Origin of the sequence: Bacillus aerius (assembly GCF_029894105.1) — a bacterium.
GTDB classification, from domain to species: Bacteria; Bacillota; Bacilli; order Bacillales; family Bacillaceae; genus Bacillus; species Bacillus altitudinis.
The window spans coordinates 1,006,013-1,021,251 of the sequence record NZ_JARYHO010000001.1; the positions used below are offsets into that span (position 1 = coordinate 1,006,013).

General features: G+C 40.6%; 12 protein-coding genes. 9 read left to right on the forward strand and 3 right to left on the reverse strand.

Going from position 1 to position 15,239, the window contains the following annotated elements; all coding sequences use genetic code 11:
* Positions 1 to 114 precede the first annotated feature (114 nt).
* The 6 genes from M2353_RS05150 (at position 115) to M2353_RS05175 (ending at position 8,967) form a co-directional block, all read left to right on the forward strand.
* A complete protein-coding gene (locus M2353_RS05150) occupies positions 115 to 2,250 on the forward strand; it encodes a transglycosylase domain-containing protein (protein WP_039167554.1) in 2,136 nt (711 codons plus the stop codon).
* Positions 2,251 to 2,374: 124 nt separating this feature from the next.
* The gene (gene hemE / locus M2353_RS05155; RefSeq protein WP_025207037.1) at positions 2,375 to 3,433 is read left to right on the forward strand and encodes a uroporphyrinogen decarboxylase; all 1,059 of its coding nucleotides are present in this window, start codon (positions 2,375 to 2,377) and stop codon (positions 3,431 to 3,433) included.
* 32 nt (positions 3,434 to 3,465) lie between these two features.
* Positions 3,466 to 4,404, forward strand: coding sequence for a ferrochelatase (hemH, locus tag M2353_RS05160; protein WP_017366949.1), 939 nt, complete (start codon positions 3,466 to 3,468; stop codon positions 4,402 to 4,404).
* A gap of 22 nt (positions 4,405 to 4,426) precedes the next feature.
* On the forward strand, positions 4,427 to 5,839 hold the full coding sequence (gene hemY / locus M2353_RS05165; RefSeq protein ID WP_039167644.1) for a protoporphyrinogen oxidase: 1,413 nt from the start codon (positions 4,427 to 4,429) through the stop codon (positions 5,837 to 5,839).
* Between the two features lie 175 nt (positions 5,840 to 6,014).
* Entirely contained in the window at positions 6,015 to 6,593 is a 579-nt protein-coding gene (locus M2353_RS05170) for a TetR/AcrR family transcriptional regulator (RefSeq protein ID WP_007497184.1), read from the forward strand.
* A gap of 64 nt (positions 6,594 to 6,657) precedes the next feature.
* Complete coding sequence (locus M2353_RS05175; RefSeq protein ID WP_284725067.1) at positions 6,658 to 8,967, forward strand: YhgE/Pip family protein; 2,310 nt, start codon at positions 6,658 to 6,660, stop codon at positions 8,965 to 8,967.
* A gap of 62 nt (positions 8,968 to 9,029) precedes the next feature.
* Here M2353_RS05175 and M2353_RS05180 read toward each other — a convergent pair.
* Positions 9,030 to 10,180 (reverse strand): IS3 family transposase gene (locus tag M2353_RS05180; protein ID WP_178896435.1). Its coding sequence is split into 2 segments (ribosomal slippage): positions 9,030 to 9,907 and positions 9,907 to 10,180, totalling 1,152 coding nucleotides; the frame shifts between segments, so codons are not numbered across the junction.
* A 220-nt stretch (positions 10,181 to 10,400) separates the two neighbouring features.
* Here M2353_RS05180 and M2353_RS05185 point away from each other — a divergent pair.
* A complete protein-coding gene (locus M2353_RS05185; protein WP_024720001.1) occupies positions 10,401 to 11,450 on the forward strand; it encodes a M42 family metallopeptidase in 1,050 nt (349 codons plus the stop codon).
* Between the two features lie 32 nt (positions 11,451 to 11,482).
* Here the strand turns inward: M2353_RS05185 and M2353_RS05190 are convergent, their stop codons facing one another.
* Positions 11,483 to 12,772: a glutamate/proton symporter GltT gene (locus tag M2353_RS05190; protein ID WP_008348850.1), complete on the reverse strand. Its 1,290-nt coding sequence runs from the start codon at positions 12,770 to 12,772 to the stop codon at positions 11,483 to 11,485.
* Between the two features lie 339 nt (positions 12,773 to 13,111).
* Complete coding sequence (gene yhfH / locus M2353_RS05195) at positions 13,112 to 13,249, reverse strand: protein YhfH (RefSeq protein ID WP_008359029.1); 138 nt, start codon at positions 13,247 to 13,249, stop codon at positions 13,112 to 13,114.
* A 156-nt stretch (positions 13,250 to 13,405) separates the two neighbouring features.
* On the opposite strand from yhfH, the gene M2353_RS05200 reads away from it, so the two are divergent.
* Entirely contained in the window at positions 13,406 to 14,149 is a 744-nt protein-coding gene (locus M2353_RS05200; protein ID WP_284725068.1) for an MBL fold metallo-hydrolase, read from the forward strand.
* Positions 14,150 to 14,151: 2 nt separating this feature from the next.
* Entirely contained in the window at positions 14,152 to 15,141 is a 990-nt protein-coding gene (gene lplA, locus M2353_RS05205) for a lipoate--protein ligase (RefSeq protein WP_008348846.1), read from the forward strand.
* Positions 15,142 to 15,239: the final 98 nt, after the last annotated feature.

Sequence of the window (15,239 nt, forward strand, 5' to 3'; positions counted from 1 at the left end):
TGCTTGATAGTATAACAAAAGAATGATATATAATTCTTTGGTAGTCAATCCATAAAACATATTATGAAGCAATACATCCCATACTATCCGTATAAAGGAATGAGGTGACCTAATTTGAAGAAAAAGAAGATAATCATTCCATTAGTCATTGCAGGAAGTACAATCGTGCTTTCATTTATTGGCTATCTGACCATTTTATTTTTAGGACATTATGTCATAGATGAGAAGAAGCTCGTTTTTCACGCTTCCTCGAAAATCATTGATCAGAATGGAAAAGAACTCACAAGCATGTATTCAGAAAATCGGGACCCTGTGTCATTAAAAGAGGTCCCAGATAAAGTGGCGAAAGCTTTTGTTGCTGTAGAGGACAAGCGCTTTTATGAGCACCACGGAATTGATGCACAATCGATTTCAAGGGCGGTTTATCGAGATATATTAGCAGGTGGAAAGGTAGAAGGCGGCAGTACCATCACCCAGCAGCTCGCCAAAAATATCTTTCTCACAAATGATAAAACGTTTCTTCGAAAAACAAAAGAAGTCATTATTGCGATCAATTTAGAAAGAGATTATTCAAAGGACAAGCTGCTTGAAATGTATTTGAATCAGCTTTACTTTGGTCATGGCGTCTATGGGATCCAAGCAGCGGCCAATTACTATTTTAGTAAAGATGTAAAAGATCTCACTGTCAGTGAAGGAGCTACACTTGCTGCCATGCCAAAGGCACCTTCAACGTATTCCCCTGTTCTACACCCAGATAAAAATAAACAAAGACGGGATACCATCCTGAATTTAATGAATGAACAAGGATATTTGTCTTCTACAGAAACAGTTGAAGCAAAAGGAAGAACACTTGGTATTCATTTAAAAAAGAAATCAGAAACCCCTTGGGTGGACAGTTATGTAGATCTCATGATTAAAGAAGCAGAATCACAGTATTCGATTTCGCATGAACAATTGCTTCAAGGCGGCTATACCATTACGGTACCAATCGATATGAATTTGCAAAAAGTTGCCTATGATGCGATGAAAAACAATCGTTATTTCCCGGGAAAAAGCGGGTCACCTGAAGGCAGCGCTGTGTTTATTGACAACGCATCTGGTGGTGTAAAAGCAGCAATAGGCGGACGAGAATATCAGGCAAGAGGCTATAACAGAGTCACAGCTGTTAGACAGCCTGGTTCTGTCTTTAAGCCGATCGCAGTATATGGTCCAGCGATGCAGGAGAAAAAATTCAGACCGTATTCACTGCTTGAGGACAAGGAAAAAAGCTATGACGGCTATTCTCCAAAGAACTACGATGGACAGTACGAGGGCAGGGTCACGATGGTAGAGGCTCTCATGAAAAGTAAAAATACAGCTGCCGTATGGACGTTAAGCCAGCTTGGCATCGATACGTCTAAATCCTATCTTGAGAAAATGGGGATGGATATTTCGGATAAAGGACTTGCCATAGCGCTTGGTGGTCTAGAAAAAGGGGTTTCTCCATTGCAGATAGCTGGAGCATTTCATACATTTGCAAATGAAGGCGTCTATAAAAAGCCGTTCTTCATTCAGAAAATCACGAATGATGATGGAGAAACCGTTGAAAAAAATCGAAACAAAGAAGAACGAGTGTTTAGCGTACAAAATGCTTGGAATATGACAAGAATGCTTCAACAGGTCGTCAAAGGCGGAACCGCTCAGAGCGGATCATACGCTGGAGATTTGGCTGGTAAAACAGGTACAACTACGTATTCCGGTGTCAAAGGTGCAACGAAAGATGCTTGGTTTGCTGGCTACACGCCTAGTACAACAGGGGCAATTTGGATGGGATATGACAAAACGGATAACAGTCATTATTTAACTGGCGGCAGTCAGTATCCAGTGCAGTTAATGAAAGATATTTTAACGACAGCCCAAATAACCAATGAAACATTCCAAAAACCAGAGGGAATTAAAGAACTTCAATCGCCAATCCATTTAGAAGGACTGTCAGGCTTTGAAGCACGTTATGCATTTAAAATCAAAGGGCTCTTTACATTGGAGCTGTCATGGGATGAACAGGAAGACAAACGCGTTGAATATCGTATTTATGAAAAGAGGAATGGAAGCGAGACCCTGATCGATTCTGTAACAGGAACAAACAGCTACACAATGCCGTATGCAAATGTGTTTTCAGATGCGCAGTATAAGGTTGTTCCATACAATACTCAAACACAAGAAGAAGGCGAAGGCAGTGCTTATATCAAGCCAGAGGCTTTTGGACGTTAATATTCGGCGATTTTTTGAACATTGAGCCGCTTTAGTATACCGAGCCTTGAAAAAGCGGTATAGTAAAAGCAGTGTTTGAGCCTTATACAAAGAGAGTGTGAGGCGAAAGGTGGAATGAAAGGTAATGGGAAAAACGAAGGCTTTTAATGACACGTTCTTAAAGGCGTGCAAAGGGGAAAAAACAGATCATGTACCGGTTTGGTATATGAGACAGGCAGGACGCTCGCAGCCTGAATATCGTGCCCTTAAAGAAAAATACGGGCTATTTGAAATTACGCATCAGCCAGAGCTATGTGCTTACGTAACAAGACTTCCTGTAGAACAATATGGTGTAGATGCCGCTATTTTATATAAAGATATTATGACTCCGCTTCCAGCTATTGGAGTGGATGTTGAAATTAAAAATGGAATTGGACCAGTGATTGACTCGCCTATTCGGACAAAGGCAGATATCCAGCGTCTTGGAGAGCTTCATCCTGAAGAAGACCTGCCGTATGTGCTTGATACGATCAAACTGTTAACAGAGGAGCAGTTGAATGTTCCGCTGATTGGTTTCGCAGGTGCACCTTTTACGATGGCAAGCTATATGATCGAAGGCGGTCCATCTAAAAATTATCATAAAACAAAGGCGCTCATGTACAGTGAGCCAGAGACATGGATGCTTTTGATGAATAAATTAGCCGATATGACGATCACATACATACGCGCTCAGGTAAAAGCAGGCGTCCGAGCATTTCAAATCTTCGACTCTTGGGTTGGCGCTTTAAATGCAGCAGATTACCGGACCTTCATTAAGCCTGTCATGCAGCGTATTTTCACAGAGCTGAAGTCTGAAAACGTACCAATGATTATGTATGGTGTCGGTGCGAGCCATCTGGCCAAAGATTGGCATGACTTGCCGCTTGATGTCGTTGGACTGGATTGGCGTATGAGTATAGACGAAGCGCGAAAAGAAGGCTTAACAAAAACGTTACAAGGAAACCTTGATCCAACGATTTTACTTTCTCCTTGGGAAGTGATTGAAGAAAGAGCAGCAGCGATTTTAGATCAAGGGATGAAATCAGATCAATTCATCTTTAACTTAGGTCACGGGGTATTTCCTGATGTCTCACCAGACACGTTAAAGAAGCTGACAGATTTTATTCACGATTATTCAGCTAAACATAAAAAGACATCCATCTAAATGATTTCAAATGATCTGAAGGAGTGTTGGTTGTGGAGAAAAAGAAAATGGGGCTACTTGTCATGGCATATGGCACCCCATATAAAGAAGAAGACATTGAACGTTACTATACACATATCCGTAGAGGCAGAAAGCCAGAGCCGGAGATGCTGCAAGATTTAAAGGACCGCTACAAGGCAATTGGCGGCATTTCTCCTTTATCCAAAATTACAGAACAGCAGGCAAATGGTTTGTGTGAACATTTGAATGAGATCCAAGACGAGATTGAATTTCATGTATACATTGGGTTAAAACACATCGAGCCTTTCATTGAAGATGCGGTCGCTGACATGCACCGAGATGGCATCACAGAAGCGGTGAGTATTGTCCTTGCACCGCACTTCTCCACATTTAGTGTGAAATCGTATAACAAACGTGCACAAGATGAAGCAGAAAAGCTTGGCCATCTGAACATTACTTCTGTTGAAAGCTGGTACGATGAGCCGAAGTTTGTGGACTATTGGGTGAAACAAGTGAAAGAAACGTATGCATCCATGAGTCAGGAAGAAAGAGATTCAGCAGTGCTGATTGTGTCTGCACACAGTCTTCCTGAAAAAATTATTGCAGCAGGGGACCCATACCCTGATCAGCTTGCACAATCTGCAAAAATGATTGCTGAAGGTGCAGGAATTGAACATTATGAAATTGGCTGGCAAAGTGAGGGCAATACGCCTGATCCGTGGCTTGGACCAGACGTGCAGGATCTCACGCGTGACCTATTTGAGCAAAAAGGCTATAAAACATTTGTATACGTGCCTGTTGGTTTTGTCGCTGATCACCTTGAAGTGTTATACGACAATGATTATGAATGTAAAGTCGTCACGGATGAAATTGGTGCAGCTTACTATCGTCCAGAAATGCCAAATGCGAAACCAGCATTTATTGATGCACTGGCAGCAGTCGTATTAAAGAAGCTTAATGAAAGCAAGTAATCATATAAAAGAAGGCGATCCTATGCATGACAATCAAAAACACCTTGTCATCATTGGCGGTGGCATCACGGGTTTGGCCGCCGCCTTCTATTTGGAAAAGGAAATTGAAGAAAAAGGCCTTCCTATCCAAATATCTCTTATTGAAGCGAGTCCTAGGCTAGGTGGAAAAATTCAAACATTATATAAAGACGGTTATATCATTGAACGTGGACCCGATTCATTTTTAGAAAGAAAGGTTAGTGGACCCCAGCTGGCAAAAGATGTTGGCCTATCTGATCAGCTCGTCAATAATGAAACAGGGCAAGCGTATGTATTAGTCAATGAAACCCTTCATCCGATGCCAAAGGGGGCTGTCATGGGCATTCCAACTCAAATCAGTCCTTTCATTACAACTGGGCTTTTTTCAGTTGCCGGAAAAGCACGTGCAGCGATGGATTTCGTATTGCCAAAAAGCAAACAGACAGAAGATCAGTCTCTGGGGGAATTTTTTAGAAGACGTGTGGGTGATGAAGTGGTGGAGAATTTAATTGAACCGCTACTATCAGGCATTTATGCTGGTGACATTGATCGCCTGAGCTTAATGTCTACCTTCCCGCAGTTCTATCAAACAGAACAGAAGCATCGCAGTTTGATTCTTGGGATGAAAAAATCACAGCAGCATGCAAAAGCGCAACAAGTGACAGCGAAAAAGCAAGGACAGTTCCAGACAATCAATCAAGGGCTGCAAGCACTTGTTGAAGCGGTCGAAAGTAAACTCAAGCTGACGAAGATTTACAAAGGGACAAAAGTGACCCAGATCGAAAAAGCAGAGGGAGGCTATGGCGTTCAATTAGACAGCGGTCAAACGCTTTTTGCAGATTCTGCCATTGTGACAACTCCTCACCAATCGATCTATTCCATGTTTCCAAAAGAAGCAGGGCTTGAGTACTTGCATGACATGACATCGACTTCTGTTGCAACAGTTGCACTCGGATTTAAAGAAGAGGATGTTCACAATGAATATGATGGTACTGGTTTTGTCATCTCAAGAAATAGTGATTTCTCCATTACAGCATGTACGTGGACAAATAAGAAATGGCCTCACACTGCACCTAAAGGAAAAACATTGCTCCGTGCATACGTTGGGAAAGCTGGCGATGAATCAATTGTCGAACAGTCTGATCATCAAATCGTGAGCATCGTGCTGGAGGATTTGAAGAAAATCATGGATATTAAAGCAGATCCAGAGCTGACGACAGTGACTCGCTGGAAAACAAGCATGCCGCAATATCATGTGGGTCATCAAAAACAGATTTCGACGATGCGAGAAACGTTTATGCAATCATATCCTGGTATTTATATCACGGGTGCTGCATTTGAAGGTGTTGGGATTCCTGATTGTATTGATCAAGGAAAAGCTGCCATCTCAGAAGCTGTATCTTATCTATTTTCATAAAAAACAAACTCCCTTTTCTGTCATGGAAAGGGAGTTTTTCATGTTCGTATGTTTAGAAAAGAGTGGTGAATAATAAAATTGAACAAAGTTGTTGCATCTGAGGAAAAGGATGTGGTATATTACTTTCTGTACTTAATGACCGAAACGTTCAAATAGTCATTTTGGGAGTGAGATCATGAGTGTTGATAGGAGACAAATGATTTTAGATGGAGCAACAAAGGCATTTACCCAGTTCGGGTATAAAGCCACGACAATGGACCTTGTAGCAAAGCTTGCCAACGTCGGAAAAGGAACGATTTATACTTTTTTCAAAAACAAAGAAGAGCTGTTCGATGAAATTTTCACATCACTGTTAATGGAGATGAGGAAAATTGCAGATGAAGCAATAGATGAGAAGAATAGTTTCTCAGAAAACCTTCATTTAGCACTCTTTGCAATATTAGAATTTCGAAAAAACCACCAGCTTACAATTAAAATCTTTCAGGAAAATGCGGAGCTTGGCACATCAGCAGTGAAAGAAATGATTGAAAAAATGGAGCAGATGATCATTCGCTATATTAAAACAAAAGTAAAAGAAGCGATTGAAAAAGGCGACATTAAGCCCTGTGATCCTGAATTGACGGCATTTGTGATGGTGAAACTATATATTGCACTTATTTTTGACTGGGAAAAGCGATATGAGCCTTTAACAAAAGAAGAGGTCGCTGAATCGCTCGAGCTTTATGTACTAAAAGGACTGTCTGCAACAACATAATTTTTTTTGAGTTCAAATGACCGAATTCTTAATTTAGTCATTCATCAATGGGAGGAAAACAGCAATGAATTTAATTCGGAATCAATGGAAAGACATTGTGACGAGCAAAAAACTACTGATCCCGATTTTAGCTGTCTTATTTATTCCACTGATTTATAGTGGTGTATTTTTAAAAGCTTACTGGGATCCATATGGTACAGTTGATCAATTACCTGTAGCGGTTGTTAACTTGGATGAAGGCAGTCATTATGACGGCAAAACCCTTCAAGTGGGCGATGATTTAGTGAAGGAATTGAAGAAAAACGATAGTTTTAAATGGCATTTTGTTGATAGTGAAGAAAAGGCCATCAAAGGGTTAAATAACGAAGACTATTATCTCGTCGTCGAGATTCCGAAAGATTTCTCGAAAAATGCGAGTACAGTACTAGACAAACATCCGAAAAAATCGAATCTGAAATATTATACGAATCCAGGCGCAAACTATGCTGCGTCTCAAATTGCGAATAACGCCATTATCAAATTAAAAGATTCGGTTTCAAAGGAAGTCACAGAAAATTATGCAGAGGTCATCTTTGATAACTTCAAAACGATTGCAAAAGGATTAGATCAAGCAAGCGATGGAGCGAAGGAAATTGATGACGGAACAAAAAGCGCAAAAGACGGTAGCCAAAAGTTAAAAGACAATCTGGCGAAATTGGCAGAAGGAACGTTAACGTATAGCGAAGGTGTTCATCAGTTTGCAGGAAAAATGGGTGAACTGAACACTGGAATTCAATCTCTTGATAGCGGTCTTGGTCAGCTCTTAACAGGCTATCAAACGATTGATCAGAAATTTGGTGAGCTTGGCACAGGCATTGATACATTGACTGAAGGGTTAAACACAAGCCGTGAAGGACATGAGCAGCTTTCTTCTAAAATGCCGCAATTCACAGCAGGCATTGAGCAGCTGAACAATAAAGCACAGTCATTTTCAGAAAAAATCGCTGCTGTGGAGAAAGTATTGTCTTCACCTGAATTAGCGAATCTTGAAAAGATGGCGCCTAAGATTGATCAGGTGAAAGAAGATGCAAAAACGTTTAGTACCAAACTTGCTTCTTTAAAAGAAGCATTATCTAATCGAGATGCAAAAGTAAAAAGTATTATTCAAAACAGCTCGATGACAGATGAAGAGAAAAAGGCGGCAATGGATCAGCTAGACAGTCTTCCTAAAATTGAACTGCCTGATTTGTCTGGGCTTGAGCAAAGCTTAGCGGCGCTGCAGGAACTGCCTGACGCAAGTGAAGTTCAGTCTGCGGTTGCATCTGCAAAAGCACAGCTACAGCAAGTCAAGCAGCTGCCAGAGAAAACAGAACAGCTGTATACATCGACAGTCGCCATACAAAATGCGATTGATCAAATGACATCCGGTACGAATAAATTGTATCAAGGTGCACTGAAGCTTCAAACGGGCCAAGGGAAATTACAAGATGGCCTGCAAACAGCAAATGGAAAGCTTGATACAGCGAAAAGTGGTGCGGATAAACTGGCAAATGGTTCAAGCCAGCTTAGTGCAGCATTGAATAAACTAGAAAGTGGATCAGCGAGTATCCAAAGCAACTCATCTAAACTGGCTGAAGGGTCAAAATCCCTTGATAAAGGATTAGGTGACTTAAAAAGTGGAACTGGAAAGCTTTCTGATAAGCTAAAAAGCGCTGCAGATGAAACAGGAGACATTGATGCGGGGCAGGACAATTACAATATGATTGCAAGCCCAGTCAAAACAGAGAATGATACAGCGAAAAAAATTGATAACTATGGAACAGGGCTCACACCATATATTTTATCAATGGGACTCTTTGTTGGAGCTCTTATGCTGACTGTTGTATTCCCAATGAAAGATCCTGCAGGACGCCCTAGAAATGCGTTTGAATGGTTTGTCAGCAAATATAGTGTGCTTCTCTTAGTCGGTATCTTGCAGGCAGTGATTGCAAGCTCCATGCTCATCTTTGGACTTGGACTTGAAGTGGAAAGCCTCTGGCGCTTCTATCTCTTTGCGATCATCGTCAGTCTGACATTCCTAGCGATCATTCAGCTTCTTGCGACGACGATGGGGAACCCAGGACGCTTTATTGCCGTCATTATCTTGGTTCTTCAACTTGCAGCAAGTGCGGGTACATTCCCGCTTGAGCTTGTACCAAAATTCTTCCAAGTTATTCACAGTCTGCTTCCAATGACGTATACCATCAACGGATTTAGAACGATCATTGCAAGCGGTGATAACAGTTATTTATGGCACCAAGCAGCGATTCTTGGAACAGTAGCCATCATCATGATGGCTGCAACAACAGCATACTTTGCTTGGAACATAAGAAAAATGAAACAAGAAGAAGCTTAATCAAAAAAACCTTTCTCTTTTAGGGACTGACCCCCGTTTTTGAGACAGGGATCAAAACACCTTTATACAGCCAATTGCCGATAGTTTATCGGTGATTGGTTGTTTAGTTTCGTTTGAATACGAATGTTGTTATAATAATAAATGTATTCTTTGACAGTGCGTTCTACGATGGTGGTCGTAGTGCGATCAATCCTGTTAAGATAGAACGTTTCAGACTTTAGTGAGGAATGAAACGATTCGATGGAGGCATTATCAGCGGGTGTCCCTTTACGGGACATGCTCATGGTAATGCCTTTTATATGAACAGCTTTCTGATACTCGTAAGATGTATACACAGAACCTTGATCGCTATGTAACACGCAATTCTCAGGCAGTGCTGGGAGCTGATTAAGTGTGTTTAAGATAAAGTCTGTGTCCTGCTTATCACCAATCGTAAAAGCAATCACTTCTCCATTATATAAATCCAATATACTGGAAAGGTACAATTGTTTCTGTCCATAAGGCAAATACGTGATGTCCGTGACTAGTTTTTCAAGAGGGCGATCAGACTGAAAATTCCGATCCAGTATATTACCGGCTACGGCATAAGGCTGCCCACTCTTCTTACGCTTTTTCATTTTAACCCGGCATTGCCACTGGTTTTTCTGCATGATACGTTGAACAGTTTTATGGTTAATACGCATTCTCATTTTTAGTATGGCTGTGATTTTCCGATAACCATATCGATATTTGTGCTTTCGGCACAACGTGCCGACCTGTTTCTCTAGTTGTCTTTTAGAATGAGTCTGAGTCAAATCCTTTTTCCATCTATAATACGAAGTACGTAAGATGCCTAAATGGACACAGATGTCCTGTACCGTCATCGTTTTGCACAATTCTTCTACCAGTTTGATTGACGTTTCCTTATCAACTTCCTTTCCAATTCGTTGTACTTTTTTAAAACTTCATTCTGTTGACTCAAATAGCGATTTTCTGCCCGCAGTCTCTCTAATTCGGAAGAGTACTCGGGGCCCTTTCCATAGGAATATTGTTTTCCAACAGGTTGTTCGAACCGGTGTGTATCCCCAGCTTTATGCCATCTCACCCATGTCTGAACCTGCGTCTTATTCTTGATATTCAATTCCTGCATGATCTCTTTCATAGGTACGCCTGCCAATCTCATTTCCACAGCCTTCTGTTTGACTTCAACCGGATAACTCACTCTTGTCCCCATAGAAAAAACACCTCCATGTTTTATTTCGGATCACAACGATCTGTTTTCAAACTTGAAGGTGTTTTTTATTTGTCTCATCTTAGGGGGTCAGTCCCTTATGAGAAAGGTTTTTTTGATTAGAAATTAGACATCAGGAACCCGAAGCGATATATTTTAAGAAGGATGCTGAAAAAAGGCATGCTTGGAAAGAATTTCTTTTAGATGAAGGAGGATATGCCGAATGACAACGGAAGTAAATGAAACGATTCAGCTTATTCAAAAGCTTGTGTCGATCCCAAGTCCATCAGGAAATACTGAGAAAGTGATTGGCTTTGTCGAACGTTTTTTACAAGATTTAAATATTGAAACGAAGCGAAATCGAAAAGGCGGATTAATTGCCACCCTAAAAGGAACAGATGACAAGGAACACCGCATGCTGACAGCACATGTCGATACGCTCGGTGCGATGGTCAAAGAAATTAAATCAAATGGCCGGCTGCGTCTTGCACTCATTGGAGGCTTTCAATATAACTCGATAGAAGGCGAGTATTGTGAAATTGAAACAGTAACAGGCCGTACATACACAGGTACCATTCTGATGCATCAAACGTCCGTTCACGTATATGAGGATGCTGGAAAAGCGAAGCGAAATCAAGAAAATATGGAGATTCGCTTAGATGAGAAAGTGAAAAATGCAGACGATGTGCAAGCACTCGGCATTCAAGTAGGAGACTTTATCTCATTTGATCCTAGAGTGGAAGTGACATCTTCAGGTTTTATTAAATCAAGACACCTTGATGATAAGGCAAGTGTGGCGTTGTTGCTGAGATTGATTCACCGCATTCAAACAGAGAACATCACATTGCCGCATACGACACATTTCTTAATTTCAAATAATGAAGAAATCGGATACGGTGGGAACTCGAATATCCCGGAAGAAACGGTGGAATATTTGGCTGTTGATATGGGAGCCATCGGTGACGGTCAATCAACCGATGAATACAGTGTGTCAATATGTGTGAAGGATTCTAGCGGTCCTTATCACTATGGTCTGCGCAAACATTTAGCAGCATTAGCTGAGGCAAATAAGATCGATTACCGCCTTGATATATACCCTTATTATGGTTCAGATGCGTCAGCAGCGATTCGAGCAGGGCATGATATCATTCATGGACTGATTGGACCTGGTATTGACTCTTCGCATGCCTTTGAAAGAACCCATGAAGACTCATTGATTCATACAGCCAATCTACTGTACCACTATGTTCAAAGCAAATTAATCACAGTATAAAAAAAGAACCCCGATCGCGGGGTTCTTTTTGATTAGCTTGAAAGTTGTGTTGGCTCAGGTACATCTTGTCCAGTCATCACGCGGTGTCCTTTTTCAGGGTCATATTGTCCTTCCCATTTAGACATCACGACAGCTGCAAGTGCATTACCAGTTAAGTTGACAACGGTTCTTGCCATATCCATGATACGATCAACACCTGCAATAAAGGCTAGACCTTCAGCAGGAACACCGATCGTTCCAAGTGTTGCAAGTAATACAACAAAGGATGTACCAGGAACGGCAGCCATTCCTTTTGATGTCACCATCAATACAAGGATTAGTGTGAGCTGCTGTACGATCGTGAGGTCAATGCCATATACCTGCGCTAAGAAAAGCGCCGCAATGGCTTGATACAAGACGGAGCCGTCCAGATTAAACGTATAACCAATTGGGATAACAAAAGAAACAATTCCTTTTGGACACCCGATGCGCTCCATTTTATCCATGACTCTCGGTAAAACTGTTTCAGAGCTGGATGTACTAAAGGCGAGAAGCATTTCGTCTTTCATGTAAGCAAGAAATCTGAAAATATTGACGCCAATCATCTTTCCAATAATTCCGAATACAACGATAAGGAAGAGAGCGAGCGCAAAATAAACAAGACCTACGAGCTTACCTAATGAAACGAGAGATTCAAGACCAAATTTTGATACTGTCACACCAATGAGCGCGAATACACCAAATGGTGCAGCTTTCATCACAACATTGACGACATGGAACATCGCATGTGACACACCTTCAAAGAAGGCGAGCACTGGTTTGCCGCGTTCACCAATCGCTGAAACGCCAAGTGCGAATAATACAGTGAAGAAAATAATCGCAAGTAAATCACCTTCCGCCAATGATTGGAAGAAGTTCGTCGGAACGATATGAAGGAACGTATCAGCAACTGATTTACTGCTTTGTTCTTTTTCCGTTTCAACATACTGGCTAATATCCTGTTTTTCTGTATGTCCAAAGTCAACGCCTGCACCTGGTTGAACAAAGTTCGCAAGCACAAGACCAAGGATGATCGCAAACGTTGTGATAATTTCAAAATAAAGAATGGTTCTAAAACCAAGCTTCCCTACTTTTTTACCATCACCCGCACCTGCAACACCTAAAATTAAGCTAGATACGACAATCGGAATGACAATCATCTTAATGAGTCGTAAGAAGAAGTCTCCAATTGGTTTTAAATATGTCTCAACACCAGGGTTACCGAAAAAGATCGCACCAACCACGACACCGAGAATAAGACCGATTAGGATTTGAGTAGCTAATCCAAATTTTAATTTTTTCATAGATTTCCTCCCTAACATATTCATTAAAGGAATATTCCCATTATATTAAGTTTTAATATATGAATTAAAGTATAACTAAAATTAAAGAGGTTCGTCCACGATTAAATTATATTAAGAAAATACAAAATTATTTGAAAAAATGGACACTTCGAACCCCCTTCGTTGTTTTGAGTCAATAAAAAGTGCCTTCCGAACTAAAAGTCATCATATGAAAATACTAAAAAACCCTTCTGTACCAAGGGTTTTACCTTTTTACCTATTTTTCAGAAAAAATAAAAAGCACTTTTGACTCCAACTGACGATGGAGGAAAAAAGTGCTTTTTTGTTCTATTTATTTCCTTATTTAAGATAACTTACTTGTGAGCATTCCTCACATTCATTACCGTAACACTCGTGCTGTTCCATTAAATCATTTCCACATTTTGTGCATTTTTTTGAAGGCAAATTTCTAAAAAACTCAGTGATTTTTCCTAGCATTTGTCATCCTCCAATACGTTTTATTGCTATCATTGTATTATAACAGATTAATATTTGTCAATCTGTTTTGTAACAATAGGCAAGAAGAATGCATTTTTCATGAAAAATGGGTATATTGTAAGAAGGGGAATGTTTGAAAAGGAGGGAAATATGACGATGAAATTAACCGTAATTGGCTGCTACGGAGGGTTTCCAGCAGCTGGTGAAGCCACATCAGGTTATCTTTTTGAATCAGATGATTTTCGTCTGCTTGTCGACTGCGGGAGCGGAGTTCTGTCAAAGCTTCAGCAATACATTGATATAGAAGAACTAGATGCTGTACTCCTTTCTCATTATCATCACGATCATGTTGCAGATATCGGACCTCTCCAATATGCGAAGCTAGTGGGTTATCATTTAGGAAAAAGCAGTGGTCCGCTGACGATCTACGGACATACCGGGGATCAAGCAGCATTTCAGCGGCTCTCTGATGATGTACATACAAAGACAAAACCTTATCACCCGGAAGAGGGCATTCAAATTGGACCATTTCAAATTGATTTTTTGAAAACGGTTCATCCGGCAGAATGCTATGCGATGAGAATTCAAGCAAATGAGGCTGTGGTGGTGTATACAGCTGATTCCAGCTATCAAGATGCATTTATCCCTTTTAGCAAGGATGCAGACTTACTTATTGCCGAAAGCAACTTTTACGCTGGACAAGACGGATCGGGTGCAGGACATATGAACAGCACTGAAGTAGGGAAGCTGGCAAGTGAAGCAAATGTTGGAGAGCTCATCATCACCCATCTGCCTCATTTCGGTCGGCATAAAGACCTAGTCAATGAAGCACAGGCGTTATATACTGGCAATATACAGCTTGCCCAATCAGGGCTTAGATGGAACAAGGAAGGAAGATAGAGATGCTGTTTATCGATAACGAGCAACATTATGACCCAATGATTAATTTAGCAATTGAAGAGTATTGCTTAAAATATTTAGATCCAGAAGAAACGTATTTGCTGTTTTACATCAACCAGCCATCCATTATTATTGGAAAGAACCAAAATACAATAGAAGAAATCAATACAAAATATGTGGAAGACAATGGCATCAAAGTCGTTCGCCGGTTATCTGGCGGTGGTGCAGTTTACCATGACAAAGGAAACTTGAACTTCAGTTTTATTACAAAAGACGATGGGGACAGCTTTCATAACTTTAAAAAATTCACCGAGCCAGTCATCAAAGCGCTTGAAAAGCTTGGCGTCAAAGCGGAATTAAGCGGCAGAAATGACATCATGGCAGATGGGCGTAAAATTTCGGGGAATGCTCAATTTGCTACACGAGGACGTATCTTCAGTCATGGCACCCTATTATTTGATTCAGAAATCGAACATGTTGTCTCGGCATTAAATGTGAAGAAAGAAAAGATCGAATCAAAAGGTATCAAATCCATTAGAAGCAGGGTTGCGAATATTAGTGAACTGATGGATCAAAAGATGACAACAGAAGAATTTAGAAAAATTCTTTTAAGCTATATTTTTGACACGAACGGAGACGTGCCTGAGTATCAGCTGACAGAAAAGGATTGGGAGAAGATTCATGAGATTTCTCGTGATCGATACCAAAAATGGGAATGGAACTACGGCCGTTCACCTAAGTTTAACTTGCAGCACTCTAAGCGTTTTCCAGCTGGATCGATTGATCTTCGATTAGAAGTGAAAAAAGGCATCATTCAAGACTGCAAAATTTTTGGTGACTTCTTCGGTGTAGGGGATATTGCTGATATTGAGAAACGACTCATTGGGCAGCAATATGATCGCAAAACCATTAGTGATGTATTAGAAGACATGGATATGCGCCATTATTTTGGTAACGTATCAAAAGAAGATTTTCTGGATTTGATTTATTAAGCAAGGACAAGCACGGCTAGAGATAGCGGTGCTTTTTCTAATGAAAGAGATGAAAGTGGTTTACATTTGATCTTGTGAATTTTTTCGATTGTCTATTA